At 70.5% G+C, this 25,155-nt stretch carries 21 protein-coding genes and 1 pseudogene; 11 read left to right on the forward strand and 11 right to left on the reverse strand.

The window, feature by feature from the left end:
• Positions 1 to 367 precede the first annotated feature (367 nt).
• Positions 368 to 2,022 (forward strand): annotated as a pseudogene (istA, locus tag ACZ7H1_RS07835) (IS21 family transposase).
• Positions 2,019 to 2,810: an IS21-like element helper ATPase IstB gene (istB, locus tag ACZ7H1_RS07840; RefSeq protein ID WP_470784644.1), complete on the forward strand. Its 792-nt coding sequence runs from the start codon at positions 2,019 to 2,021 to the stop codon at positions 2,808 to 2,810. The pseudogene istA and the gene istB overlap by 4 nt, the downstream one beginning before the upstream one ends.
• Before the next feature lie 696 nt (positions 2,811 to 3,506).
• Here istB and ACZ7H1_RS07845 read toward each other — a convergent pair.
• On the reverse strand, positions 3,507 to 3,725 hold the full coding sequence (locus ACZ7H1_RS07845) for a phosphotransferase (protein ID WP_470784646.1): 219 nt from the start codon (positions 3,723 to 3,725) through the stop codon (positions 3,507 to 3,509).
• Between the two features lie 250 nt (positions 3,726 to 3,975).
• Between ACZ7H1_RS07845 and ACZ7H1_RS07850 the strand changes: the two genes are divergently transcribed.
• On the forward strand, positions 3,976 to 4,617 hold the full coding sequence (locus tag ACZ7H1_RS07850) for a hypothetical protein (protein WP_470784647.1): 642 nt from the start codon (positions 3,976 to 3,978) through the stop codon (positions 4,615 to 4,617).
• Between the two features lie 45 nt (positions 4,618 to 4,662).
• Here ACZ7H1_RS07850 and ACZ7H1_RS07855 read toward each other — a convergent pair whose 3' ends face one another.
• Positions 4,663 to 4,869 (reverse strand): hypothetical protein, encoded by a 207-nt coding sequence (locus ACZ7H1_RS07855; RefSeq protein WP_470784649.1) that lies wholly within the window; start codon positions 4,867 to 4,869, stop codon positions 4,663 to 4,665.
• Positions 4,870 to 4,974: 105 nt separating this feature from the next.
• On the opposite strand from ACZ7H1_RS07855, the gene ACZ7H1_RS07860 reads away from it, so the two are divergent.
• From ACZ7H1_RS07860 to ACZ7H1_RS07885, 6 genes are all read left to right on the forward strand, one after another.
• Positions 4,975 to 6,360 carry a hypothetical protein gene (locus ACZ7H1_RS07860; protein WP_470784651.1) on the forward strand — a complete coding sequence of 462 codons (1,386 nt, stop codon included), beginning with the start codon at positions 4,975 to 4,977 and terminating at the stop codon, positions 6,358 to 6,360.
• 101 nt (positions 6,361 to 6,461) lie between these two features.
• Entirely contained in the window at positions 6,462 to 6,818 is a 357-nt protein-coding gene (locus ACZ7H1_RS07865; RefSeq protein WP_470784652.1) for a hypothetical protein, read from the forward strand.
• Positions 6,819 to 7,034: 216 nt separating this feature from the next.
• Entirely contained in the window at positions 7,035 to 7,493 is a 459-nt protein-coding gene (locus tag ACZ7H1_RS07870) for a hypothetical protein (protein ID WP_470784654.1), read from the forward strand.
• Positions 7,490 to 7,972 carry a hypothetical protein gene (locus ACZ7H1_RS07875; RefSeq protein ID WP_470784655.1) on the forward strand — a complete coding sequence of 161 codons (483 nt, stop codon included), beginning with the start codon at positions 7,490 to 7,492 and terminating at the stop codon, positions 7,970 to 7,972. The genes ACZ7H1_RS07870 and ACZ7H1_RS07875 overlap by 4 nt, the downstream gene beginning before the upstream one ends.
• A 362-nt stretch (positions 7,973 to 8,334) precedes the next feature.
• Positions 8,335 to 8,661: a transglycosylase family protein gene (locus ACZ7H1_RS07880; RefSeq protein WP_470784656.1), complete on the forward strand. Its 327-nt coding sequence runs from the start codon at positions 8,335 to 8,337 to the stop codon at positions 8,659 to 8,661.
• A gap of 358 nt (positions 8,662 to 9,019) precedes the next feature.
• Complete coding sequence (locus ACZ7H1_RS07885; protein ID WP_470784657.1) at positions 9,020 to 11,512, forward strand: ATP-binding SpoIIE family protein phosphatase; 2,493 nt, start codon at positions 9,020 to 9,022, stop codon at positions 11,510 to 11,512.
• Between the two features lie 59 nt (positions 11,513 to 11,571).
• Here the strand turns inward: ACZ7H1_RS07885 and ACZ7H1_RS07890 are convergent, their stop codons facing one another.
• Positions 11,572 to 13,989, reverse strand: coding sequence for a SpoIIE family protein phosphatase (locus ACZ7H1_RS07890; protein ID WP_470784787.1), 2,418 nt, complete (start codon positions 13,987 to 13,989; stop codon positions 11,572 to 11,574).
• 218 nt (positions 13,990 to 14,207) lie between these two features.
• On the opposite strand from ACZ7H1_RS07890, the gene ACZ7H1_RS07895 reads away from it, so the two are divergent.
• Positions 14,208 to 15,788 (forward strand): carboxylesterase/lipase family protein, encoded by a 1,581-nt coding sequence (locus tag ACZ7H1_RS07895; protein WP_470784659.1) that lies wholly within the window; start codon positions 14,208 to 14,210, stop codon positions 15,786 to 15,788.
• A gap of 26 nt (positions 15,789 to 15,814) precedes the next feature.
• Here the strand turns inward: ACZ7H1_RS07895 and ACZ7H1_RS07900 are convergent, their stop codons facing one another.
• Genes ACZ7H1_RS07900 through ACZ7H1_RS07920 form a run of 5 tightly spaced genes read right to left on the reverse strand, consistent with a single transcriptional unit; the run spans position 15,815 to position 20,309 of the window.
• Positions 15,815 to 16,522: an ABC transporter ATP-binding protein gene (locus ACZ7H1_RS07900; protein WP_470784660.1), complete on the reverse strand. Its 708-nt coding sequence runs from the start codon at positions 16,520 to 16,522 to the stop codon at positions 15,815 to 15,817.
• Complete coding sequence (locus tag ACZ7H1_RS07905; RefSeq protein ID WP_470784661.1) at positions 16,519 to 17,280, reverse strand: ABC transporter ATP-binding protein; 762 nt, start codon at positions 17,278 to 17,280, stop codon at positions 16,519 to 16,521. The genes ACZ7H1_RS07900 and ACZ7H1_RS07905 overlap by 4 nt, the downstream gene beginning before the upstream one ends.
• Complete coding sequence (locus tag ACZ7H1_RS07910) at positions 17,277 to 18,209, reverse strand: branched-chain amino acid ABC transporter permease (RefSeq protein WP_470784662.1); 933 nt, start codon at positions 18,207 to 18,209, stop codon at positions 17,277 to 17,279. The genes ACZ7H1_RS07905 and ACZ7H1_RS07910 overlap by 4 nt, the downstream gene beginning before the upstream one ends.
• A 41-nt stretch (positions 18,210 to 18,250) precedes the next feature.
• A complete protein-coding gene (locus ACZ7H1_RS07915; RefSeq protein WP_470784663.1) occupies positions 18,251 to 19,129 on the reverse strand; it encodes a branched-chain amino acid ABC transporter permease in 879 nt (292 codons plus the stop codon).
• 1 nt (position 19,130) lies between these two features.
• Positions 19,131 to 20,309, reverse strand: a complete 1,179-nt coding sequence (locus ACZ7H1_RS07920) for an ABC transporter substrate-binding protein (protein WP_470784665.1) — start codon at positions 20,307 to 20,309, stop codon at positions 19,131 to 19,133.
• A gap of 308 nt (positions 20,310 to 20,617) precedes the next feature.
• Between ACZ7H1_RS07920 and ACZ7H1_RS07925 the strand changes: the two genes are divergently transcribed.
• Positions 20,618 to 22,249, forward strand: a complete 1,632-nt coding sequence (locus tag ACZ7H1_RS07925) for a carboxylesterase/lipase family protein (protein ID WP_470784667.1) — start codon at positions 20,618 to 20,620, stop codon at positions 22,247 to 22,249.
• Positions 22,250 to 22,353: 104 nt separating this feature from the next.
• Here the strand turns inward: ACZ7H1_RS07925 and ACZ7H1_RS07930 are convergent, their stop codons facing one another.
• From ACZ7H1_RS07930 to ACZ7H1_RS07940, 3 genes are all read right to left on the reverse strand, one after another.
• Positions 22,354 to 23,193: a PaaX family transcriptional regulator gene (locus ACZ7H1_RS07930; RefSeq protein WP_470784669.1), complete on the reverse strand. Its 840-nt coding sequence runs from the start codon at positions 23,191 to 23,193 to the stop codon at positions 22,354 to 22,356.
• A 118-nt stretch (positions 23,194 to 23,311) separates the two neighbouring features.
• A complete protein-coding gene (locus ACZ7H1_RS07935; protein ID WP_470784670.1) occupies positions 23,312 to 24,124 on the reverse strand; it encodes a maleate cis-trans isomerase family protein in 813 nt (270 codons plus the stop codon).
• An 8-nt stretch (positions 24,125 to 24,132) separates the two neighbouring features.
• A complete protein-coding gene (locus ACZ7H1_RS07940) occupies positions 24,133 to 25,056 on the reverse strand; it encodes a fumarylacetoacetate hydrolase family protein (protein WP_470784671.1) in 924 nt (307 codons plus the stop codon).
• Positions 25,057 to 25,155 lie beyond the last annotated feature (99 nt).

Below are 25,155 nucleotides of genomic sequence, written 5' to 3' on the forward strand. Positions count from 1 at the left end.
CGCCCTCAGGGGAGGCGGGGCGCACGGTTTCGGTCAGGCGTCGACGACGGCCAGCCAGATCTGAAACTCGACGTCGCCGTCGCCTATTTGGAGGTAGAACTGGCGGACCAGGTGTCGGCCGTCGACGTCCCAGCGAGCCGGGGCGTAACCCGCGGTCGGGCGTGGCCGGCAACTCCCGCGCCACCTCGGCCACGTCACCGTCCCAGGCGGCGGAGTGGTTGGCTATGTCGATGATTGAGGGAGGCGTTGTTGGCGGTAGCGGGAGGCGGTCCTGACCGACCCTGGTGATGTTGCTTTATTTTGACGGCAGTTGAAGTCTCGTGGTGGGACGCTGGGTGTGCTTCTCCCACTGGGGGCTCCCATGCGCATGCCGAAGTCGAAGGTCGAGCTGTGCGCGGCGATCCGTCGTGACCACCGTCTGGGCGGCATTTCGATGCGCGCGCTGGAGCACAAGTACGGCGTGACCTGGCGGACGGTTCGCAGAGCTCTGGACGCGCAGTGGCCGGAGCCACGCAAGAAACACCGCCCCCGGACGACCCGGCTGGACCCCTACAAACGGATCATCGACGGCTTCCTGCAGGCGGATCTGGACGCGCCGCCGAAGCAGAAACACACCGCGAAACGGATCTTCGACCGGCTGGTCGACGAGCAAGGGGCTTACGAGATCTCGTACCAGATGGTCCGTTCCTACGTCGCCGGCCGCCGCAAGCAGATCCTGCTCCTGGCCGACCGGGGCCCGGAGGTGGCGTTCATCCCGCAGTCCCACATCCCCGGCGCGGAAGCGGAGGTCGACTTCGGGGACGTGCACATCATGCTGGCCGGGGTCCCCACCCGCTGCTACCTGTTCTCCTTCCGCCTGTCGTACTCGGGCAAGGCGGTCCATCGGTTCTTTGCCTCCTGCGGCCAGGAGGCGTTCATCGAAGGCCACGTTCACGCGCTGAAGACCCTGGGAGGCGTCCCCCGCGGCAGGGTCCGCTACGACAACCTGAAGGCCGCGGTCTCCCGGGTGATCGGACTGGGACGCATGCGGGTGGAAGCCGAACGCTGGACCCAGTTCCGCTCGCACTGGGACGTCGACGCGTTCTATTGCCGGCCCGGAATCGAGGGCGCCCACGAGAAGGGCGGCGTTGAAGGCCAGGTCGGATACTTCCGGCGCAACCACTTCGTTCCCGTGCCCGTCGTCGACTCGCTGGCCCAGCTCAACGCGATGGTCGACCAGTGGGACACGACGACGAGGCCCGCCGGATCAGCTCCCGCCCCCACACAATCGGCGAGTACTTCCGCTCCGAACAGCCACGACTGAAACCGCTGCCGGAGGAGCCGTTCGAAACGGGCCGCTGGTGCACCCCTCGAGTGGACCGCTAAAGCCAGATCACCGTCCGCTCCAACCGCTACTCGGTCCCCGTCCGCCTGATCGGCCAGTCGGTCCGGGTGCTCCTCAACGCCAACGACCTCGTCGTCTACGACGGCCGGAACGAAGTCGCCCGGCACGAGCGCCTCAGCACCAGAGGCGGCTCCCAGCCGGTCCTGGACCACTACCTTGAAGCCCTCATCCGCAAGCCCGGCGCCTTCCCCGGATCGACCGCCCTGGAACAGGCCCGCTCGGCTGGCAGGTTCACCCCCGTCCATGACAACTGGTGGGCCGCGGTCCGGTCAGCTCATGGGGACGCCGAAGGCACCCGGGCACTGATCCAGGTGCTGCTTCTGGGGCGCCATATGCGCCACGAGCACGTGGTCGCGGGCCTGGCAGAGGCCTTCCGGGCCGGCGCTCTGACGGCGGACGCGGTCGCTCTGGAGGCCCGCAAGGCTGCCGACGGCGACGCTCCCGCGCCCCAAGTTCCCGCACCCGAGGTGCCTGCCCCACCCGTCGAGGAGCACGCGACGGTGACTTTCCTCGCCGACTACCGGCTGACCCACCTGCCGCCCGACACCCGGCCCCTTCCCTCGGTGGCCGCCTACGACCAACTACTCAACCGCCGCCGGACCGGCGGCCAGGGCACCAGCCAGGGAGAAGCCACATGACCGTCCCCCGCCAGCGCGAAATCACCGAAGAAGCCGCCACCACCGCGATCGACCAGGCATGCCGAATGCTGCGGCTGCCCACCATCCGAAGCCAGTTTCCGGACCTCGCGGCCGCGGCCTCCCGCGAGCAGATGTCCTACCGGGGCTTTCTGGCCGAGCTCCTGATGTCCGAGTGCGACGACCGTGCCCGACGCCGGTCGGAGCGTCGCATCAAAGCCGCCGCCTTCCCTCGCGACAAGTCCCTGCGTGCCTTCGACTTCGACGCCAATCCGAACGTCGACCCGGCGGCCATCCACACCCTGGCCAAATGCGAGTGGGTCCGCAAGGGCCAGCCGCTCTGCCTGATCGGCGACTCCGGGACAGGCAAGTCTCACCTGCTGATCGCGCTGGGCACCGAAGCCGCGATGAAGGGCCACCGGGTCCGCTACACCCTTGCCACGAAACTCGTGAACGAGCTCGTCGAGGCCGCGGACGAGAAGCAGCTGACCAAGACCATCGCCCGCTACGGCCGCGTTGACCTGCTCTGCATCGACGAACTCGGCTACATGAAACTCGACCGCCGCGGCGTCGAACTCCTCTTCCAGGTTTTGACGGAACGGGAGGAAAAGAACAGCGTGGCGATCGCCTCGAACGAATCGTTCGGCGGCTGGACGAAGACGTTCACCGATCCCCGGCTCTGCGCGGCCATCGTCGACCGGCTCACCTTCGGCGGCCACATCATCCAGACCGGAACCGAGTCCTACCGCCTCGCCGCGACCAAAGCCCAAGCGGAGCGAGCAGCCGGCTGAGAGGCCGCGGGACTGCGTCCTGAGGCTCTGACGGAGCTCCAGCTTCGATCTCCCTCAGCAGCCCTCCCTCATCGCCATAGAGTTCAAGCCTGAACCGCAGGCCGAACCGGGTCAGTAGTGCTGCCAGATCTTCGAACCGTTGAGGATCGACGACCCCGTTCAGGAGAGTGTCGCCCTCGGTCGGGTCCACCTCGATGCGGCACCAGCTGGTCTCGACCTCATACGACTCCCACGACGCCGATCTGGAAGTCCAGCCTGCCCCGATGAACTGTTTGGCCACCAACGAAGCACTCGGGGCACCTGACAGGCCACCACACACGTTGTTGTTGATCGCATGCCAGACGGGATCGAGCGGCTGCCCCTCATCGGATATGTCCACAGCTGGATTATGAAGCAGACCGCAGCCCTCGATCGCACACGCTAGCGACATCAAAACTCAACGATGTTGATCACTCAACCCCGAGCCCCACGCCTCCCGAACTGCTCGACGAACGACTCCCAAAGAAGTCGTCATAGCCAAGTGGTCGAGGCATCGGCGCACGTCGCCGGAGAGGAACGCCCGATCGGGCAGCCCGTGCAGTTCCCGGTGCAGCCGGCCCAGCAGCGCGCCGTACGCCGGAGCTCGCCAGGGGCCGCTGCGCAACGCCTCGCTCATGGTCGGCCCGTGCAGCCGCTCCATGACCAGGTCCGTGCCGGCTACGTCGCGACCGGCACCGGGTAGCCCTGCGCGGCCAGCCACTGCAAGAGTCGCGCCTCGTCCTGCGCCGGACGCCGCCCGTCCCGGAAACGGCGCAGCACACGTGCCCCGTCCAACGCATACACGTCAGCCTCGGGTCCCCGCCCTGTCAGCTCCAACACCCACCCCTTGAAAGCAGGTTCTCGCACATGGCCGTGGTCGGCCTGCCGCCGCGCCACTCAGACTGCGATGCCGCGTCCGCCCGGGCCGGCAGTCGCGGTCCCTGGTCGGGCCGGAGCATCGTGTTGGGTTCTATCAGGTGATCCGTCGACGGGGCGCCGGAGGAGTCCCGGCGACGAGTGGTAGAGCGGGTTCATGACCTCTCCCCCGTCGTCCGGGCCGCCTCGCGGACCCTTGCATGCGGCACCGTTGGCTGATCAACCACCTCGACGCCGCCGGTGGCGCCCGCTGCCTGTGGTCTTCGGCGCCGTGGCCGCCATTGCGGCGGTCGTGGTGGTGCTCCTGCTTTCTCTCGGCGACAAGGGCGACGAGGCGCCCAGCATGCCCACGGCCGCGGCCGCGCGCAGCCTGGCGCATCGGGTGGCGCTCACTCCTGCGGACTGGGGCACGGGTTTCGCGGAGAGCGACCCCTACGAGGACGAACGCCTGCTCGGTCAATCCACCGATCAGCGCTGCTTGTACGTGACCCAGCCGGTGCTCAATGCACTGGCCGGATTGCAGCGCGCCACCAGGACGACGGACCAGACGGTCTACGCGACGTCGGCGGTCGTCGTGTACCGGGCGGCGGGCTTCGCACAGGCCGACGCGGACAGGCGCCGCGACGACGCCGCTCGGTGCAAGACGGTCCAGGACACCGCCAGTAAGACGAAGTGGGACCGAGTGCACTTGGTGGAGATTCCCGCACTCAGGGGATTCGACCAGGTCGTCGCAGAGGAAGGCCACCAGGCGCTCGGCGCGAACGGCGAAAAGATGGACGGCTACTACACCTACCTCACGGGCCGCAAGGGGCAGTTCCTCATGACGGCATATGTGGCCCGCAACAGCACCCAAGCGCAGAACCGGGAGCGGGCTGTCAGAGCCCTTGCTCTCATGCTCAGCCGTTTGCAGTGAGGCCAGGATCCCTGCCGGCGGCGGAATTCCGGGGCGCGGCGAACGTCAGGTGACCGGTTGATTGTTGTACTTGCCGCCGATGCACATCCACTGGCCGGTGGCGGGGTCGTACTCCACGGAGCCGCCACCGGAGACGCACATCTGGGCGTCGATGGTGGGCGTGGACGCCGGTGCGGCTTGGGCCATCGGTCCCAAGAGGCCCAGGGCGGTCACGATGAGAGCGGTGGCAAGCTGTGCAAGTCGGGTGCGCATGCTGACTCCTGGACGGTTGGTATGTCCCCCTTCCATTACACGCGCGGAGCCCCTGGAGCGGCCACTCCAGAGGCGTTCACCGAAGCGCGGCAGCAGACTGGTGCCATGGAGACCAACCCTCCGGTGGCCGTGGCGCCGCCGGACGACCTCGGCTTGCGGAAGGTCACCAGGGGCGGCAAGACCATCGGGAGAGTACGGTCCGCTGCTGAGCTGAAGAGGCTCCTGCGGCATGCCGGTCTGGAGTGCGAGCGGGGCATCCAGTGGTGCGGCGGCGACAGCACCGTCTGGCCGGATCGTGCGTGGCCGCGACGCCTCACCGGAACCGCCGTGGTTCTCGGGCTCTTGGCGACCGCGGCCGTGCTCGTCAAGATCGGCATGGCGGACACCGCCGGCGCCCTCACCTATGCCGGCCGTCTCGCGGGAGCGACCTTCCTCGTCGCGGGTGCGTTGGAGGCACTCGCCGTAATCGCCGCAGTGGATTACTGGACCAAGCGGCAATCGCGGTATTCGGGGATCGTGGTGCTGTTCGCGGTATTGATTTCTTGCATCATCAATGTGACGCTGCTGCTGGTACAGATGTCCGCCCATGCTTATACGCGGTATGTGTGGCTCTGGGCGACCTTCATCGCCTGGTCCGTATGGGCTCTCGTCACCCTCGTCCGAGCCCGCGCCTGGAAGGGGGTCAGCAATCCCTATCGCATCGCGATCGGGGCGGCCCTCTCCGGCCTGCTCGCGGGTGCCAACCTGATGTACTCGCAGGTGTACGTTCCGTACGCGACGTCTCCGATGGTGATGAGCGCAGCGGAATTCAGACCGGCGAGCATGAACAGGGACGGGACGCAGATGTACCTGCCCGTCCACCTCTCCGTGAAGAACACGGGCACGATTCCCGTCTACGTCCTCGGCAGCATCTACTGGATCCAGGGCAAGCCCGCGAAAGGCGGGAGCTACACACTGATCCAGTCTCATGAATTCATTGCCCCGCCGGGGCGGGCGCTGAGCCCGGGTGAGGAATTCTCGGGGGACGCGGTCGTGAAAATCAAGGATCCCAGAAAGTACGCCTACGAAACCGTGCGGGCGCAGACCGAGGTGTACATGGTCAGGCAGGACAGGACGACCATCACCTCCGATTTCGGGCAGTCCAAGAGCTACGCCGGGATGCTCAAAGACCAAGGCAGGGACAAGGATCCCGAAGGACCTCCCGGCGACTACTTCCGTTATCAGGCAGATGTTTCGAACAGCAGCGAGATCCTCAACGTCACCCGCGGCCAGCAGCGGGTCACCCTGTGGTGGATGTTCAAGGGCTCCTGGCCCTACATCTACGTGGACGTGGGGCCGCCCGGGCAGAGGAAGGCCTTCGACCCCAACCGCCGCGACGCGAACGAGGAGGCCAACGACCGGTACGGGCTCACGCGGGTGCGCGGCTCGATGACGGAGAGGCCCTTCACGGAGCTCATGGGCAGCGCAGAGGACGGGAAGCCCGGCACGTGAGGAGCCGACCCGGCGAGAGCCGCCCGCCGGTTCCCTGTCCGGGTGACGTTCTACATCGTGCCCCGCGGCAACGGGCCTACGAGTACGACACCCACGGCCAGGTGGCCAAGACCACCGCCACGGCGGGCGGTCAGACCCGCGTCACCCGGGTCACGCGCGACGGCGCAGGCCGTGCCACGCGCACGTCGGTCACCGGCGGCCTCGGCACCGCGGTCCCGGAGACGGTCCACACGTACGACCCGGTCAGCGGCAAGCCGACCAGCATCGCCTCCGGCGGCAAGACGGTCTCCTACGGCTACGACGCCCTGGGACGCGCGGTGTCGTACGACGACGGGGCGGACAGCCCGTCCTGGACGGCGGAGGACGTGGCCGCCGACCTGCGCAGCCGCAACGTCACCAGCCTGTCGGGCACACTGGCCGCCGTCACCGGAACCGGTGGTGACACCGTGCTCAGCTGACCGACCTGCACGGCGCCGCGGGCGTCGCCCTGCCGCTGGATCCGCAGAAGCCGCTGTCGGTGGCGGACACGGGACGAGTAGGGCAACGTCCGCGAGGGTATGGCCTCGGCCCGTTACAGCTGGCTGGCGGCCCACCGGCGGGCCTCGGACACTCCGTCCGGCGTCATCCTGATGGGCGTCCGCCAGTAGGACCCGTCGACCGGGCGGTTCCTGTCCGTGGACCCGGTGTACTGCGGCAACGCGGACCCGTACGAGTACTGCTCGGGCGACGGCAACAACTGCACCGACCTCGGCGGCGACTGCAGTTCGAGCAAGCTGTGCTGCAGGATGGGCGTGGACAACCCGCACCCCTCGCACACGAAGAAGGGCCGCATCAACGTGCACGCCGACCTCAAGTGCAAGAAGAAGGTCGGCAGCTTCTCCATCCACATCACGCTGTACCGGTCGCGCCGGTACGGCTGGGAGGAATTGGCCACCGGCTACGAGTCCGGCAACAACGCGGCCAAGGCACGGGCCGTGGCCAACTGGGCGCCGCGGGGCACCTGCTACTACTACGGGGGTGTGGGCGAGTTCGTGATCTCGACCGGCCGGAACGGCACGGGCACCAGGTGCGGGGCCACCGTGGTGAACTACGACAGGCACTACAACAACGACTGGGACGAGATGTGCCCGTGACGGACCGTACGCGGACGGTGTACCTGCTGCACTGGCACGGTGAGCCCCCTTACGGGCTGACCGCGCTGGGGATCCCGGCGGACCGTCTGTCCGAGGCGGAGGAGAAGGCCGCGGCGGCCCTGGCCGACCGGGCCCTTCCCGCCTCCTGGCAGGACGCGGATCCGACACTGCGGCGGCGGCTCGTCGCCGCGTGCCGGCCGGTCCCGACCGCAGGACTTCGGCACCTGGAGGACGACCGGCCCGGCACCGACGAGGCCCGGGCCCGGCGGGACTGCCTGCGGGCGCTGACCGACGAGTGGCCCGGCGCCGAGCAGGTGCCGGCCGGGCAGGCCGGGCGCCTGCCCGGCCTCACCGCCCTGCTCCGGCTGACGGCACTCGTGTGCCTGATGCCGCCGGACGTGTGGCTGGATGCCGAGGAGGACCTGCTCGACATCTACGACACCTTCACGGTGGGCGGCCTGCCGGACGGGCCCCTGTAGGACCCGCCTCAGGGCCCGCCTCACTGGCCGCCGTCCGACGGCGGCCGATCACCCCGACCGCCCCCGACCGGTACTTCCGGCCGGGGGCGGTCGCCGTTCCGGAGCGGTCCGCCCCGGAGACCCGGCCGCGCCTCGGCTGCCAAGGTGCTGCAGGATGCCCTCGACGCCTTCTCCGTCCGTCCGTTCGGGTGGCGTCGTCCCTTCGTCGATCGCATGTGCCGCTGGAAGAGATGACTCCGTGCTGTGCTGTGGCAACGGCCCGAGGACGGCCGTACGCGGGCCCGCCCGCTGTTCGTGGCAGCCCGCCCAACAGCGAAGGAGGACTGATGTCTCGCCACTCGAAGAACCGGCGAAGCCGTAGCATGATCGGTCAACTGCTGGCCGCCGGGGTCCTGTTGACCGTGTCCCTGTTGAACCTCTCCGGAGCGCACGCCGCCTCGGTCCACTCCAAACCCAGCCCTGACTGGGACGCCATCGCCCGATGCGAATCCGGCGGCAACTGGAAGGCGAACACCGGCAACGGCCACTACGGGGGGTTGCAGTTCACCCGGTCGAGCTGGAAGGCGGCTGGAGGCCGTAAGTACGCCCCACGCGCAGACCTCGCCACGAAGGCGGAGCAGATCGCGACGGCGAGAAGGCTCGCCAGGATTCAGGGCATGGGAGCGTGGACCTGCGCGAGCCGCCGCTGACGGGGCGCTCCGACGGGGCGGCGGGGGGCCGCCCCATCGGGCCGGTCACGCCCGGACACTCCGACGACGGACAGGTGTTGGCGACTGCACCGATCTCGCACCGCACCGGCACCGCGAGTTGGAGGCACCCGAGGAGTCAGGGGCGTGAAGCGCCAACGGGGCACTGTCAGGGTCCGGCCGGCGGGTCGGCGGGCGTATGGGATTCGTTGCGGCGGCCCGGGCGGCAGGCGGCGCCGGTCTTGCGCCCGCGTCGGCCTGCGCGCGCCGGAGCGGGACCGAATGGCGCAACGCCTCTGGCTCTCGTTCCGGACATCGACCAGCATGAGGACAGCGGGACCGGCGGACGAGATGGGCACGCATGCGCGCCACTGAAAACAACCAGGACTATCCCTTCGCTGTCACGAACACAGCCGCGGCACTGCTGGACCACGCCGGGACGATCGTCGCCTGGACACCGGCGGCCGAAGTCCTCCTGGAGCGCTCGGCCGCAGACGTCTGCGGCCGACGGCCGCGGGACCTCCTGGCGGACGCGAGCAGCTGGGGAGCGGTTCTGGCTCAGGGCAGGCGGGGGGAGGAGGAAGGCTGGGAGGGCCGGGCCACACTGCGGCACGGCTCGGGCCGCCGGCTGGAGATCGGCTTCCGCGTCGTCCCGCTGAACGGCGGCGCGCGTGGGGACGCGCCCGCGGCCCGGTGCCTCGTATTCGGCGCACCCCTGGAGCTGGTGGCCCAATGGCGGCAGGACCACGCCTTCACACACGAGCTGTTCCTTCAGGGCCGAGTGGGCCTCGCCGTCTTCGATGCCGAGCTGCGCCTGCTGCGGACCAATACGCACCTGCTGCCGTACACCGGGGTGCCCGACGAATTGAATGGCCGGCGCCTGGCCGACTTCCTGTGGGCCGAGGACGCACGGATCATCGACGACCGGCTGCGGGAGGTCCTGCACAGCGGGAACCCCCTGATCGGTTTCCACGCGACCGCGCGCACCCTGGACGACCCGCGAGGCGGCCGGGTCGTGACCATCCAGGCGTTCCGGCTGCAGGAACCCGACGGACGTCCGATGGGTGTGGCGACGGTGTTCACCGACGTCACCGACCACGAGCGGTCGCGTGGGCGCCTGGACCTGCTGTACCGCGCGACCGAAGCGCTGAGCGGGTCGCTGTCCGTTCTGCGCACCGTCGAGGACCTGGTCACAGTGCTGGCGCCCGCGTTCGGCGATTGCGCCGCGGTGGATCTCGCGGAGACCGTTCTGACCGGCGGTGAACCACCCGCCGACGGCCGGCGCGCCCTGCCCCTGATCCGGATGGCGGTCGCCGGAGCGGAACCAGACGTACTGCGTACGGGTACGGCCCACTTCACGGCTCTTCCCGCCACGGCCGCTGCCGACCCGACCGTGACGGCGGCGGGCGTGCCCGAACCGGCCGCGCCGGGGACCCGGGAGTGCCGGGGAGAGCTGATCACGGGCCTCGGAACCCGGCCCGCGCAGTCTGAGGACGAAGCGGCCCGGGCGTGGGCCACCACCGTCCCGGGTGCGCATTCGGCGATGACGGCGCCGCTGTGCGCGCGGGGCATCAGGTTCGGAAGGCTCACGCTCTGGCGCACGGGGGACACTGCCCCGCTGGAGGAGGACGACCTGGCACTCCTGGAGGAGATCGCCGCCCGTGCGGCCGTCGCCGTGGACAATGCGCGGCGGTACATGAAGGAACGCCGCACCGCTGTGGGCCTGCAGCGCAGCCTGCTGCCGCCGGCCACCTCGGACATGCCCGCGCTGGAAGCCGCCAGCCTCTACCTGCCCGCCGACGCGGACAGCGGGGTGGGCGGCGACTGGTTCGACGTCATCCCCCTGTCGTCCGCCCGGGTCGCCCTGGTGGTCGGCGACGTTGCCGGTCACGGGCTGCACGCCACGGCCATGATGGGCCGCCTGCGCAGCGCCGTACGCGCGATGGCGGACTTGGAGCTGGAGCCCGAGGAGCTGCTGGCGCACGTGGACGACATGGTCCTGCAAGTCGCCGCCGAGGCCGAGAGCGACGATTCGGAAGACGGCGACCCGGGCACGCCGCTGCCCAGCGGACCGGCCGGGGCGACCTGCCTGTACGCCGTATACGACCCGGTGAACGGAAGTTGTGTCATGGCAAGCGCCGGACACCCGCCTCCGGCCGTGGTCGGCCCGGACGGAGCCGTGGAGTACGTCGAGCTGAGCCCCGGCCCGCCCCTGGGGGTCGGCGGCTGGCCTTTCGAGCCGGTCGAACGCGATCTGCTCCCGGGGAGCGTCCTCGCCCTGTACACCGACGGTCTGATCGAACGCGGAGAGGGAGACATCGACCAGGGCATGCGCGACCTGGCGGACCGACTGCTGCGCGCCGACGTACTCGGCCGGCCGCTGCGTCAGGCCCGGCACGACATCGTGGAAGGGTTGCCGCCAGGGAGGCTGAGGGACGACGTCACCCTCCTGCTGGCCCGTACCCGGGCGGTGGACGCCGGCTCCATCGCGACGTGGCAGCTCGACTCCGACCCGGCGGTCGTCGGCGACGCGCGCCATCTCGTACTGGATCAGCTGACCGCCTGGGACCTCGACGAGCTCGCCTTCAGCACAGAGCTCATCGTCAGCGAGCTGGTCACCAACGCCATCCGCCACGCCGGTGGCCCGGTCCGGCTCCGGCTGATCCGGGCGGACAACCTGACGTGCGAGGTCTCGGACTCCAGCAACACGCAGCCGAGGATGCGGCGTGCGAGGAGCTCCGAGGAGGGCGGTCGCGGCCTGTACATCGTCGCCCAGCTCTCGCACCGCTGGGGCAGCCGCTACACCACGGGAGGCAAGACGGTCTGGTCCGAACAGAAGTTGCCCCTCGCCTGACGGTGCGGTGTGGTCGCCAGACGGGACGGCGAGGTCGGCAGTGGCGCACGTTCTCGAGGTCAGGGCGCTTCGGGTACGTGGATCTCCAGGACGCACATGTCGTCCCGGTTCCCCGGCCGCAGGCCGGCGAGGGCCTTGGCGAGCGTGCCGCTCCGGCCTTCCCGCACGAGCCGCAGAGCCGTGTCGCGGAGGCGGGCGAGCCCGGCTTCGATGTCCTCTCCCGGCTCCTCCACGAGACCGTCCGTGAAGAGGAGGAGGTTGTCTCCGGGCAGCAGATCCGTCACCTCCTCTTCGTACGTGGAGGCGAACGTGGCGCCGAGGAGGACTCCCGCGGGCTGCGGGAGGAAGCTCGCCTCGCCGCCCCGGATCAGCAGCAGCGGCAGGTGGCCCGCCCTCACCCAGGTCAGCCGGTGGTCCCAGGGCTGGTAGCGCGCCATGACCATGGTGGCGGTGGCACCGTGGGGGTCCGAAGCGGTGTGGAGCAGGAGGGTGTTGAGCCGGGCGAGGACCTCGGGCAAGGGTGTGCCGGTGATGGTCATGCCCTTCGCGGTGAACCGTAGCTGGGCCATGGTGCCCACGGCCGCCAGACCGTGGCCGGCGACGTCTCCGACGACGAACAGTGCGCTCTTGTCCGGGAGTTCGATCGCCGAGTACCAGTCGCCGCCGACGTTCAACCCGCTGTCGGCGGGGATGTAGGCCACGTCCACGCACAAGCCAGCCAATTCCAGCGACTGCTCCGGGATGGGCAGCAGGGTGTCCTGGAGCCGGGCGGCGAGCACGCGTTCGGCCTTCAGCCTGCCTCGCTGGACGAGATTGGCCCGCTCGCTCTCCCGCAGGGCCAGTTCGGCGCCCCGCTGTGCGGTCAGGTCCTGGAAGAAGCCGTGCACCTCCACCGGACTGCCGTCCGCGTCCAACTGCGCCTCCGCGACGATCCGCAGGTGCCGGATGCCCTGGGCGGAGGTGATGCGGAAGTGCTGGTCGATGGCCGCGCCGTCGCCCAGCAGCCGCTGCACGGCCGTGCCCAGCCTCGGCAAGTCCTCCGGCAGCAGCTGCCCGGGCAGCTCTTCCAGCCGCATGGGCCCCAGGGCGGGGTCGCGGTCGAAGATGGCGTAGACCTGGTCGGACCACGTGATGGTGTCCGTCGCCAGGTTCCAGCCCGCCCAGCCGAGGTTGCCCAGCCGCTGCACGTCGGCCAGCCTGCGGGTCTCGCGTTCGCTGGTGTCGTGGCGGATCCAGGACACGACCAGGCGCTCTCCCAGCCTGGAGGCCCGGACGGAGTACACGGACTGTTGCTGCACTCCGGCGGTCACTTCCTCATAGGCGAAGGGCTCTCCCTCGTAGACCGCGCCCGTCGTCAGCGTGTCCGCATACCCCTCCCACAGCGCGGTGCCCGCCACCGTCGGGTAGGTCTCCAGGATCCGCCGCCCGACCAGCTCCTTGCCCCGGCGCCCGGCCACGTCCAGCGACTCCGGCGCCGCCGCGTCGATCCGGTAGTCCTCCACCTCACCCGTCTGCGCACGCAGCGGGGTCAGCAGGACGGCCGGCCCGGACACGGCATCGAGGACGGACTGGATGGCGTCGACGTCCTGCTGGAGCGGGTCGGGGCCGCGGGAGCCCCGGTCTTCTCCCAGCGGCCCGCCGCACAGCCTGACGGCCCGCCTGAGCAGAGTCCGGGTACGGGCGTCGAAGGGACCCGGCCGGGTGCGGAAGAAGCCGACGACGGCCGTCACGGGCCGGTTGCCGGGTACCGGGAGCCAGGCGCGCGACGGCCATCGCTCGGGTGGATCACCGATCAGCAGGTAGCGGACCGCGTCCCGCTCCGGGTCCTCCAGCCACACCGCCTCCTGGGCCGCGACGGCTTCGAGCGCGGCGACACCGCCGAGCGGAGGGATGTGGCTCCACTGCGCGGCCAGCGCTTCGTCTACACCGGCGTGCCCTGCCAGCTCCAGGCTTCCGGCAACGGTCACGGTGTAGATCATCACCGCGTCCACGTCCTCCGAGCAGCTCAGTGCAGCATGCAGCAACTCCGCGATCTCGTTCGGGGTACGAGCGCCGGTCAGGTCCCGGGCCAGCCGGGCGAGCAGTGTCCGGTGCCCGGCCGGCCGGTCACGTCCGGTGACGTAGCGGCCCGCACGGAAGGGTGAGGGGTCCGGCTCCGGGGGCGCGTCGGGTGCGGCAGCCTGCGCAGTGGGCACCGCACGAGCCGCGCCGGTCCGGCCCAGGGTGATCCAGCACTCCTCCAGGAGGGTCCGCCGATGCTTCGCGGCACTCGTGAGCAACAGCTCGTACGCGGCGTCCGCCGTCACTCCCTCCCGGGCCATCAGTACGCCCTTGGCACGCTCCAGGACGGCCGTCATCGAGGCCAGAGCCTCGAGGTCGACGACCTCGGCGCGGAGCCTGGACACGACCTTGGCCAACGCCCGCACCTCGGGGGTCGCGCCCACACCGGCCTCGGGAGGCACGAAATCGCCGTCCATAGGTTGAGCATGCCACGCCTCGGGGCCGATGGACACGGCGCTCATCAGGCGGTCTCCACGGCCATACGGGCGCGGCGTGTGTCGCGGCCCTCCGGGGCTGCACGGCGGGCAGCATCGGCGGGCCACCGGAACCCGAGCAGCGCTGCTGATAAAGTTACACGTGTAACACGCGCCCACCCGACGCGGCCCTCAGGCCCTCCGTGCAAAGGAGCCACCTCATGGGTGTTGTCATCGAGACCCTGACCGGCGAAGTCGAAGGCACGGCCGAGAACGGGCTGTCCGTCTTCAGGGGGATTCCGTACGCCCTCCCCCCGGAAGGACCCCGAAGGTTCCAGGCACCTGCCCCGGTGCCCGCCTGGGACGGTGTCCGTCCGGCCACGTCCTTCGGCACCGCCCCGCCTCAGTTGCCGCTGGCACCCGGAATGCCCCCGGCCTGGCGGCCGGAGGACGGCCTGGACTGCCTCAGCGTGAACGTCTGGACCCCCGGGAGCGCCGGTGACCGGCTGCCGGTCATGGTGTGGATCTACGGCGGTGGGTGGAAGACGGGCCATTCCGCCGATCCGGGCTACGACGGCGAGGTGCTCGCCCGGGGCGGCGTGGTCATGGTGACGTTCAACTACCGCGTCGGATTCGAGGGGTTCGGCTACGTACCGGGGGCACCGGCCAACCGGGGCTTCCTCGACCAGGCCGCGGCGCTCACCTGGGTACGAGACAACATCGCGGCCTTCGGCGGCGACCCGGACAACGTGACGGTCTTCGGCGAGTCCGGTGGAGGCGCGTCCGTGGCCGCCTTGCTGTCCGCACCGGCCGCGCGCGGGCTGTTCCGCCGGGCCATCGTCCAGAGCATGGCCGGGCGGTTCCTGCCCGAGGAGGAGGCCCGGCGGATCGCCGCGATGATCGGGGAAGCGGTCGGCGTGGGTCTCGACGGTCTGGCTTCCGTGTCCCCTGAAGCCCTGCTGGCGGTACAAGACGCACCGCTGCCCGCGATGAGAGCCGATCCGTCGAAGTGGACGACTCCCGAGGCCATCACCGCGTTCACGCCCGTCATCGACGGCATCACGGTGGTCGACAAGCCCTGGCTCGCGCTCCGTTCAGGGTGCGCACGTGACGTCGACCTGATCTCCGGCTATACGCACGACGAGTTCACGCTGTTCGCCATGGAACGCGGCCTCATCAGGATCAAGCTCGGTGCGATGCTCAAGGCCGTGCCCATGATGTTCGCGGCGGCACGCGCGGGCCTTCGCGATCGGGCAGCCCGAAAGCCCGCGCAGCCCTCGGCGAAGGTGCGCAATCTCGACCTCGGTGCCGTCACCGAGGGTCTGGGGCTCGGCCGTCAGGCCGCGGCCGACTACCGCGCCGCGCACCCGGACCTGACCGACTCCCAGCTGTACGTCACCATGTACTCGGACGCGCTGTTCCGGATGCCCGCAACGTGGCTGGCCGAGGCACACGCCGCGGCGGGCGGGCGGGCGTGGCTCTACGACTTCACGTGGCGCAGTCCGGTCTTCGGCGGAGCCCTCGGCGCCTGCCACACCGTGGACATCCCGGCGACCTTCGGCCACACGCGAGGGGCTCTGGCCCGTTTTCCGTTCGGCGGGAAGGCCCCGTCCCAGGACTTCACGCGCCTGTCCGAACGGCTCCGTGCCTCCTGGATTTCCTTCGCCTCCTCGGGGGACCCCGGCTGGGCACCCTTCACGACGGAACGGCCGACGGCTCGCCTGTGGGACACCGAACCGTCAGTCGTCGAGGACCCGCTCCCGGCATCCCGCCGGATCTGGCACCAGGAGTCGGGTCTCTGACGGCACGGGGACGCACATCCGGGCGCTCAGTCGACGCCCAGAAGACGCCGGCGGTCTTCGGGACGGGATCCGAACTCCGCGCAGGTCGCCTCGTGGACGATGCGGCCCTTCTGCACGACCGCCACGTTCTGGGCGACGGAGAAGGCGAGCCCCAGGTTCTGTTCGACGAGGACCACCGACATGCCCTGCGCACTCACCTCGCGGATGACTTCACCCACTTGGTCGACGATCGCAGGGGCGAGGCCGTCGGACGGCTCGTCGAGGAGCAGGAGACGCGGATTCCCGAGCAGGGCTCGGGCGATGGCGAGCATCTGCTGTTCCCCGCCGGAGAGCTGGTCACCGCGGTGCCCGAGCCGCTCCCCCAGTCGCGGGAGCAGGTCGAGGACGCGGGCCCTCGTCCACGGACCGCGGGCCGATCGCCTCGAGGCGATCGCCAGGTGCTCCGCCACGGTCAGGGGGGCGAAGACCCGGCGCCCCTGCGGGACGACGGCCACCCCGGCCCGGGCGATCACATCGACCCGGGATCCGGCGAGCTCCCGGCCGCCGAGGATGACGCTTCCTTCGTACGGCCGGACGAAACCCGCGACGGTCGAGATGAGGGTGGTCTTCCCGACCCCGTTGCGGCCGAGGACCGCGACGATCCCGCCTTCGCCGAGGTCGAGATCGACACCGCCGAGGACCACGCCGCCGGCGTATCCGGAGCTCAGGCCGCGCACGCTGAAGAACGGCTTCACGGGGAGACCTCCATGGTGCCGAGGTAGGCGCTCTGGACCTCGCTGGAGGACCGCACCTCGTCCGGGGAGCCCGTCTTGAGGTGTCTGCCGAGGTGCATGACCGTCACCGTGTCGGCGAGCTCGAAGACCATGTCGAGGTCGTGTTCGATCAGGAGCACCGTCACGTCGGCGGGCAGGGCGGCGACGAGTTCGGTGAGTCGCGCCGTCTCCGCCGGAGACATCCCGGCGGCCGGCTCGTCCAGCAACAGCAGCCGGGGTTCGGTGGCGAGAGCGACGGCGACCTCCAGCTGCCGCCGTTCGCCGTGCGAGAGGGCGGCCGCCGGCACGTCGTGCCGGGCGGGCAGCCCCACCTGCTCGAGCAGCGTCCGCGCCCGCGCGATGGCCGTCGTCCGGGCACTCACCCTCCGCCAGCCTCCGAATCCGGCGCCGGCCCGGCGCAGCGCGGCGAGCAGGACGTTCTCCAGGACGGTTTCCCGCATGAAGAGACTGGAGTGCTGGAACGTCGCGGCGACGCCGAGTCCGACGCGGCGGTCCACGGGCAGCCGGGTCACGTCCTGCCCGTCGACGAGGACGGTTCCGGACGTCGTCGCCAGCGTTCCCGAGATCAGGCCGAACAGCGTCGATTTACCCGCGCCGTTCGGGCCGATGACCGCGTGCCGGGTCCCCCGGCGCACGGTGAGATCGACCTCGTCCAGGGCCCGGAAGGAGCCGAAGTGCCGCGACACCTGGTGTAGTTCCAGTAGATCGTGTTCTCTCACGCCGTCCTCTTCCGGGTCAGCTTGGGCGGGAGTCGTACCCCGGACAGCCCGCGGGGCAGCGCGTAGACGGCGATGACGAAGAACAGTCCGAGCAGCAGCGGCCCGCGTCCCGCGACGGCTTCGAGGTTTCCGAGGTAGTCGCGGGTGAGCCAGACGAGCGCGGCTCCGGCACAGGCCCCCCACATCGAGCCGGAGCCGCCGATGACGACGGCGAGCAGGGCCAGGGCGGCGATCTCGAACCCCGCATCGCCGGGCGAGACGAACCGCTGCACCGACACCCACAGGCCACCGGCGACGCCGGCCAGCGCACCGGCGCCGCAGTAGACGGCCAGGGCGTACCGTCGGGTGGGGTATCCGATCGCGCTCATGCGGCGCTCGTTGTCACGGATCCCGCGCAGGGCGAGGGCGAACGGTGTCGAGCCCGTGCGGGAGACCGCCGCGAAGAGCACCAGGAACACGACCAGGACGTAGAGGTACACCAGGCCGTCGAGTTCCAGAGCGGACATGCCCGGCAGCGGTACGACGGGCGGGATGCCGGACACACCGTCGGTGCCGTTCGTCAGCGACTTCCAGTTGACGGCAGCGCTGTACGCGATCTCGCCGATCGCCAGCGTCAGCATCAGGAAGACCACGCCCCGGGCCCTCACCGCCAGCCATCCCGTGGGCACGGCCACCAGCGCGGAGACTCCGGCGGCGATGAGCAGTTGCAGTACGCCGACGTCGGTGAGCCGCGTCGCGACGATGGCCGCCGTGTAGGCACCGACGCCGAAGTAGGCCGACTGGCCGAGCGTCGGCAGTCCGGTCAGGCCGGTGAGCAGGTTCACGCTGATGGCGAGCAGGGCGAACACCAGGATCCGCGACAGGGTGCCGATGGCGTACGAGCCGAGGACGAACGGGGCCGCGGCGAGGCCGAGGGCTGCGGCGGTCATGCACAGCCGCCGTGCGGCGGTTCCGTCTGATCCCGCCGGGCTCATGCGCGCACCCCCGACGGGACCAGGCCGTGCGGGCGGACGACGAGCACGGCCAGCATGGTGCCGAAGAGCAGGAACGGGGCGTACTCCGGGAGCAGCGCCACCCCGAGCGTCTGCACCTGGCCGATGAGGAGCGCGCCGGCGAGTGCGCCGCGCACGGATCCGAGACCGCCCACGACCACGACGACGAGCGAGAGGACGAGGACGGTCTCGTCGACGCCCGGGCCGGGACCCAGGATCGGCGCCCCGAGGACACCGCCGACCACGGCCAGGGCCGCGCCGAGCGCGAAGACTCCGTAGAGCACCTTGCGGATGTCCACGCCCAGGGCGCGGACCATGTCCCGGTCCGCGACGGTGGCCCGTACCAGCGCTCCGAGCGAGCTGCGTTCGAACACGAGGTACACGAGGGCGGCGAGGCCGGCCGCGACGCCGATGAACACGAGCCGGTAGACCGGATAGGCATGGCCGAAGAGGTCCAGCGTCCCGCGGAGCGAGGTCGGCGGGTCGGTGGGCAGCACCTCGCCTCCGAACGCCGCGGCGAGGAGATCGGCGACGATGAAGGTGACGCCGAGCGTCAGCACGGCCTGGTCGAGGTGCCCGCGCCGGGCCAGCGGCTGGGTGAGGAACGTCAGCGCCGCTCCGCCCAGGGTGCCCACCAGGGCGCCGGCCGCCAGGGCGAGGAGCAGGCCCCACAGGCTCCCGTCGGAGAGGGCGTAGGCGGTGTAGGCCCCTGCGAGGTAGAGCGTTCCGTGGGCGAGGTTGAGCACGTCCATCATGCCGAAGACCAGGGAGAGGCCGACGGCGATCGTGAAGAGGAGCAGACCGAAGGCGACGCCGTCGATGACGCTGACGACATTGCCGTCCAACCATCCGTACATGTCAGCCGCCCAGCCGGCCGAGCTCGGAGCTGACGGTGTTGGCCCCCTGCTTGACCTCGCGCAGGTACCAGGGCTGGACGGGCGTGCCGCCGCTGTTGAACCGCCAGGTGCCTCGCGGGCTGTCGACGTCCCCCACGCCGGCGATGGCGGTGTTGACCGTTTCCGGGGTCACCGTGCCGCCTGCGGCCTTGATCGCCCGGTCGAGTACCTGCGCCGCGTCCCATGACGCCATCGCGTACGTGGTCGGAGCCGTACCGTAGGCGGACTCGTAGGCCGGGGCGAACTGCTTGTTGGCCGCGTTGTCCAGGTCCGCGCTGTAGTTGAGTGCGGTGAGGATGCCGTCGGCCGCCGCTCCCTGCCCCTTGAGGACGCCGCCCTCCGTGAGGAAGCCGGGTGCGTAGAGCGGGATCTTGCCGGCCAGTCCGAAGTCCCGGTACTGCTTGACGAAGTCGACGGCCGCGCCGCCGGCGTAGAAGCAGAAGACGGCCTTGGCTCCGGACCGCTCGATCTGCGCGAGGTACGGCTGGAAGTTCTTGGTCCCGGGGAACGGCGTGTAGACCTCCTTCCCCGCGATCTTGCCGCCCGCCGGGAGGAAGGTGGACTTGAAGCCGTCCACCTCGTCCTCGCCCGCCTGGTAGCCGGCGGCGATCAGGAAGACCGGGCCTCCGGCCTTCTGCGCCACGTACTTGCCGAGCGCCTTGCCGGGTTCGTCGTTGACGTACGAGGTGCGCCAGACGTATTCGGTCCCGGTCAGGGTCGTGGGCGAGGCGTTCGAGCCGACGAGCGGTACCCTGCTGCTCTCGAAGAGGTCCTTGACCCCGTTGATGGTGGCCGAGCTGACCACGCCGCTCACTGCCAGCACGCGGTCCTGCTTGACCAGCTTCTCCGCCGCCGCCTTGCCCGAGTCGGCCGTCTCCCCTTCGTCCGCGACCACGATCTCCACCTCGCGCCCGCCGAGCTTGCCGCCGTGCTGTTCGACGTAGAGCTCGAAGCCGTGCTTCATGTCGTCGCCCAGCGCCTTGTAGGTCCCCGACTGCGGGACGAGGAGCCCGATCTTCACGGGCCCGTTCTGCTCGCCGCCGTCGCCCGTCCCCAGGCTGGCGCCACCGCATGCCGTGGTCAGGAAGAGGGCTGCCGTTGTCACGGCGATCAGACCAACGGGACGAAATCGACCTGCCATGGAAACTCCGAACGTTGTCAACCAGCCCTGGATGGCCGGATGTTGATGAGGAGGCTGCCTTGAGGGGTCCCAGAGGAGGGAAGCGAGAGCCGACGCCGGGGCGAGCAATGACCCCGGCCGGAGCATCGGAAGTGACACGTGTCTATCGTGCAATAGCAACGGACGTCAAGAGCGCGCGATATCGCCGATCGCCCGGGGGTCGCACCCCTTGACCCCGACCCCGGGTATGTCGTAACACTGACCTTCGTCAAAAATACGCAATGTCAATCCGGCGTCAGGGCTCTTGATCAGTCAGGGAGTGAAGCACCATGACCGACGATCCATCGCGGCGCAAGATCCTCAAGAACGGCGGGGGGCTGGCCGGCGCCGCGCTGCTCTCCGGCATGCAGGGCGGGGGCACGGCGCAAGCCGCCCCGCTCACACCCGCGTCCGCACCCGTGGTGGAGGCACCCGCGGGCCGCCTGCGCGGAAGCGCGGAAGGCGGCCTCAGCGTCTTCAAGGGCGTGCCCTACGCGGCGCCGCCGGTCGGCGCCCTCCGATGGCGGCCGGCCCGGCCCCACCCCGGATGGCAGGGGACGCGCGATGCGACCGCCTTCGGGCCGAGCGCACCGCAGCCCTACCGGGAAGGCGGCGACCAGGTGCTCGGTACGCACGGCTCGCCCCCCTTCGACGAGGACTGCCTCACCCTCAACGTCTGGACCCCCGGAACCGGTGGCGCCGAGCGGCCGGTGATGGTGTGGATCCACGGCGGCGGCTTCATCTCCGGATCCGGCTCGATGCCGAACTACTCCGGCGAGACCTTCGCCCGCAACGGCGACCTCGTCGTCGTGACCGTCAACTACCGCCTCGGGCCGCTGGGTTACCTCTACTTCGGAGAGGACGGCGCGGGCGGGAACTTCTGGCTCACCGACCAGCTGGCCGCGCTGAACTGGGTACGGGACAACATAGCCGCGTTCGGCGGCGACCCGGACAACATCACCGTCGCCGGACAGTCCGGCGGCGCGCTGTCGGTCGCGGCGCTGGCCGGCGCCCGGACCAGGGGCGGCCGCCCGCTGTTCCGGCGCGCGATCCTGCAGAGCCCGCCGCTCGGGCTGAAGATCCCCACCCGCGCCGAGTCACTGCAGCGCACCGCGGCCTTCCTGGACGTCGTCGGGGCCAGGGACGTGGCGGAGCTCCGGGCCGTGCCCTGGCCGCGCCTGATCGCCGCCACCTTCGAGATGTTCGGGCGCACCGCCCAGTGGGGGTACTGGGGGACCCCGTTCCTGCCGGTGCTGGACGAGGTCACGCTGGACCGCAACCCGGCCGACCTGCTGCTCAGCGGTGCCGGGGCGGACATCGAGGTCCTGATCGGCTGGACCAGGGAGGAGGCGAACTTCGCCTTCGCCCTGAGCGAGCCGTACGCCGCGGCCACCAAGGACCAGGTGCTCGCCAGAGCGCGGAACACCTTCGGAAACCGGGCGGCCCAGGCCTACACCGCCTACGAGGAGGCCCGGCCGGGCGCCCGCCCGCTGGACGTGCTCATGGATCTGATCACCGACGACCTGTTCCGCATGCCCTGCGTGGCGCTGGCCGAACGGCGGGCGGCCCGTGGGCGTCCGGTCTGGGCCTACCAGTTCAACCTGCCGACACCCGCGCACAACGGTCAACTCGCGGCCGCGCACTGTCTGGAGCTGCCGTTCGTGTTCGACAATTTCGACAAGTGGTCGCAGGCGCCCTTCCTGGCGGGGCTGGGCCCCCGGGTCCGTGACGGTCTCGCCGCGACCGTGCACGCGTCCTGGATCTCCTTCATCCGCACGGGCGACCCCAACCAGCACCCCATGCCGCAGTGGGACCGCTACGGCCGCGATTCCCGCACGACGATGACCCTCGACTCGGTCACCACCGCCACCGAGGACATCGCCGGCTACTGGCGCCGCCTGCACCATCCGGCGGCGCCGTAACCGCATTGCCGCCTTGCGGCGAACAGCCCTGCCACCGGGTCCCGCCGCCCCACCGACACGAAGGTGGGGCGGCGGGCCCGGCATTTCCCAGTGCGGTCGCGGCACTAGGAGGCGGGCGGCGCCTCTGCCAGGCCGGTGACCTGCTGTACGTGCAGCAGGCTCGGAGTGGCGAGTACGTCGTGCAGTTCCTGGAAGATCTGACGCGCGGCAACGGCGTTCCAGCCGGCGGGGAGCAGTTCGCTGGGCAGGCCGGGGTCGAGGTAGGGCAGTCGGCGCCATTGGGTGAGCATGGGGACGTAGTGGCGGAAGGCCTCGCCGCCGTCGATGTCGCGCTGCTGCACGAGTCCCGCGGCGACGGGGCCGTACGCGTCGGCGAAGGTGGCGTACTGTGCCTGGATCGCCGGGAAGTCCCACCACGAGCTGACCGACTCGGACAGGTCGCTGAAGGCGGCGTAGTCCGCGGCGAACAGGTGGACGTAGTCGCTGAGCCCGCGCCGGACCAGCATGGCGCGGGCGTCGTCGAGGAGCCGGCCGGGGGCCAGCCACACGCCGGGGGCGATGTTGCCGAAGCCGAGCCAGGTCAGCCGGGTGCGCAGCTGGTAGCGGTACGAGCGCTCGGACTCCGGTACGGAGAAGACGGCCATCGCCCAGCCGTCGCTGAGCTCAGCCGGTTCCAGGCTGCCGAAGATGCGCCGGTCGCCCTCGTCGAAGACGGGGTGCGCGGCCGGGCTGAGCCGGTAGCCGGTGGCGCCGCGGTGTTCCGGTTCGAGCACACCCTTCTTCTTGAGCCTGGAGATCGCCGAGCGCACTGCCGGGCCGTCGACGTCCAGCTCGGACATCAGGGTGATCAGGTCGGCGACGGAGATCCAGCCGCCGAGGCGGCGCGCGAACGCCCCGTAGACCGTGTTGATCAACGAGCTGGGCCTGAGGGGACTGTCCGCCATGATCGCCTTCCGTCGTATGCGGTCGCGATCCTACCGAGCCTGGCGGACGGTGCACCGTCCAGGGCCAGGTCACGGCGGGCCGTGTGCGACGACGGGGCGACGGGGTGGCGTGGCGCCGTTACCGCTCTGCGGGAGACTGCCGCACCGGCGGCGTTTCCGCGTACGCGCCGGACAGGAGGTGGCCCGCGCCGGGGGCCACGGCCGGGAGGCCGAGGGCGCGCAGCATCTGGTGGGCGGTGCACACGGCTGCCGAGACGACCGGTTTGCCGAGGAGCTGTTCGGCCTCGTCGATGGCGCCCAGCGAGGGCATCTGGACGCAGGCGGAGAGCACGACGGCGTCGGCGTCGCTGTGGTCCAGGGCCTGGGCGAGCCCGGGAAGGCGTGCGGGGTCGTGTGCGGCGACGTCGAGGTTTCCGGGGATCTCCAGGGCGTGGTAGTCGAGCACCTCGATGCCCTCGTGGGTGAGGTAGTCGACGACGGTCTTCGTCAGCGGGCGCATGTAGGGGGCGATCAGGGAGATCTTCTTCGCCTTGAGGGTGTGCAGCCCGTGCACGAGGGCTCCGGCGCTGGTGACGACGGGGGCGGGGGCGCCGTTCTCCACGGTGCGGACGTGCAGGCGCTCCTCGGAGGTGCGGTGGTAGCCGAGTCCCATGCTCATGATGGCCACCAGGCAGGCGTAGCCCAGCACGTCCACGTGCGCGTCGGAGAGCTCGACGGCGCAGCGGTCGGAGTCGGCGTCCATGGCCCTGAGCTGTTCCGGGGTGACGTGGGTCATCCGCATCCGGCTGGAGTGGAAGGTGAAGCGTTCCGGCGCGATGGTTTCCCGGGCGCGCAGGACCGCGGGGACCTCGGTTTCCATGGTGACGTTGGAGCTCGGCACGATCTGGCCGATGCGGTACGTACGGGGAGTGCGGGGGGTGCGGGGGGACATGTCGCTCCTCAACGGGCGTCGATGACGGGGTTGGTCAGGGTGCCGATCAGCTCGACCGTGGCCTCGACGGTGTCCCCGGGGACCAGGAACTCGGGCGGGACCATGCCGGCTCCCACGCCGGCGGGCGATCCGGTGGCGATGACGTCGCCGGGCTCCAGGGTGACGCCGGAGGAGATGTCGGCGATGAGGCGGGCGATGGAGAAGAGCATGTGGCGCGTGTTCGACTTCTGCTTGGTGACGCCGTTGACGCGCAGCGAGAGATCGAGGTCCATCGGGTCCGGGATGTCGTCGGCCGTGACGACCGCGGGGCCGAAGGGTGCGTAGGAGTCCTGGCCCTTGGAGAAGAACCACTGGCCGGAGCGGCGCTGGTCGCGGGCGCTGATGTCGTTGACGATGCTGAAGCCGAAGATGTGGTCGTACGCCTCCTCCTCGCTCACCCGGAAGGCGGTGCGGCCGATGACGACGGCGAGTTCGCACTCCCAGTCCAGCTGGGTGGTGAGGTCGGCGTTGTGCAGGACGGGCTGCCCGGGGCCGGTCACGGCGGTGGCGGGCTTGCTGAAGAGCACGGGGCGCGTGGGCCGCTCCTTGTCGGTGTCCAGGCTGCGGCTGGACTCCTCCACGTGCTCGACGTAGTTCAGCCCGACCCCGATGATCTTGCCGGGGCGCAGCGGGGCACGCAGGCTCACGGCCTCGATCCGGTGCACGGCTTCGGCGGGCCAGGCGGCGGGGCCGGCGGCCAGCAGGTCGTGCGCGGCCTGGCGGGCGGGCGCGCCGGCCCGGATGAACGACAGCAGGTCCAGGGGCAGTTCCACGGCGGCCCGCTCGGCCAGGGTGGCGAGGTCGACGACGACGTCGTCGGCCTGCGCCCCGAGGCGCACGGACGCATCGTCGAGGGTGTAGCTGATCAGCCGCATGGTGGGCTCCTTGTGCATGAGGGGGAGGGTGCGGAGGGGCGGGGGGGGGGGGGGGGCCCCCCCCCCGGGGGGGGGGGGGGGGGGGGGGGGGGGGGGAGGCGCGCTGCGGTGCGCCTT

This window comes from Streptomyces sp. NPDC037401, from assembly GCF_055602345.1.

What these genes read in the sequence shown, in the direction of transcription:
- ACZ7H1_RS07890 (WP_470784787.1), bottom strand. Translation starts at nt 13,989, where the DNA reads ATGGACGGCGATTTCGTGCCTCCCGAGGCCGGTGTGGGCGCGACCCCC.
- ACZ7H1_RS07915 (WP_470784663.1), bottom strand. Translation starts at nt 19,129, where the DNA reads ATGTACGGATGGTTGGACGGCAATGTCGTCAGCGTCATCGACGGCGTC.
- ACZ7H1_RS07895 (WP_470784659.1), top strand. Translation starts at nt 14,208, where the DNA reads ATGGGTGTTGTCATCGAGACCCTGACCGGCGAAGTCGAAGGCACGGCC.
- ACZ7H1_RS07935 (WP_470784670.1), bottom strand. Translation starts at nt 24,124, where the DNA reads ATGTCCCCCCGCACCCCCCGCACTCCCCGTACGTACCGCATCGGCCAG.
- ACZ7H1_RS07925 (WP_470784667.1), top strand. Translation starts at nt 20,618, where the DNA reads ATGACCGACGATCCATCGCGGCGCAAGATCCTCAAGAACGGCGGGGGG.
- ACZ7H1_RS07940 (WP_470784671.1), bottom strand. Translation starts at nt 25,056, where the DNA reads ATGCACAAGGAGCCCACCATGCGGCTGATCAGCTACACCCTCGACGAT.
- ACZ7H1_RS07930 (WP_470784669.1), bottom strand. Translation starts at nt 23,193, where the DNA reads ATGGCGGACAGTCCCCTCAGGCCCAGCTCGTTGATCAACACGGTCTAC.
- istB (WP_470784644.1), top strand. Translation starts at nt 2,019, where the DNA reads ATGACCGTCCCCCGCCAGCGCGAAATCACCGAAGAAGCCGCCACCACC.
- ACZ7H1_RS07880 (WP_470784656.1), top strand. Translation starts at nt 8,335, where the DNA reads ATGATCGGTCAACTGCTGGCCGCCGGGGTCCTGTTGACCGTGTCCCTG.
- ACZ7H1_RS07885 (WP_470784657.1), top strand. Translation starts at nt 9,020, where the DNA reads ATGCGCGCCACTGAAAACAACCAGGACTATCCCTTCGCTGTCACGAAC.
- ACZ7H1_RS07860 (WP_470784651.1), top strand. Translation starts at nt 4,975, where the DNA reads ATGGAGACCAACCCTCCGGTGGCCGTGGCGCCGCCGGACGACCTCGGC.
- ACZ7H1_RS07910 (WP_470784662.1), bottom strand. Translation starts at nt 18,209, where the DNA reads ATGACCGCCGCAGCCCTCGGCCTCGCCGCGGCCCCGTTCGTCCTCGGC.
- ACZ7H1_RS07855 (WP_470784649.1), bottom strand. Translation starts at nt 4,869, where the DNA reads ATGCGCACCCGACTTGCACAGCTTGCCACCGCTCTCATCGTGACCGCC.
- ACZ7H1_RS07920 (WP_470784665.1), bottom strand. Translation starts at nt 20,309, where the DNA reads ATGGCAGGTCGATTTCGTCCCGTTGGTCTGATCGCCGTGACAACGGCA.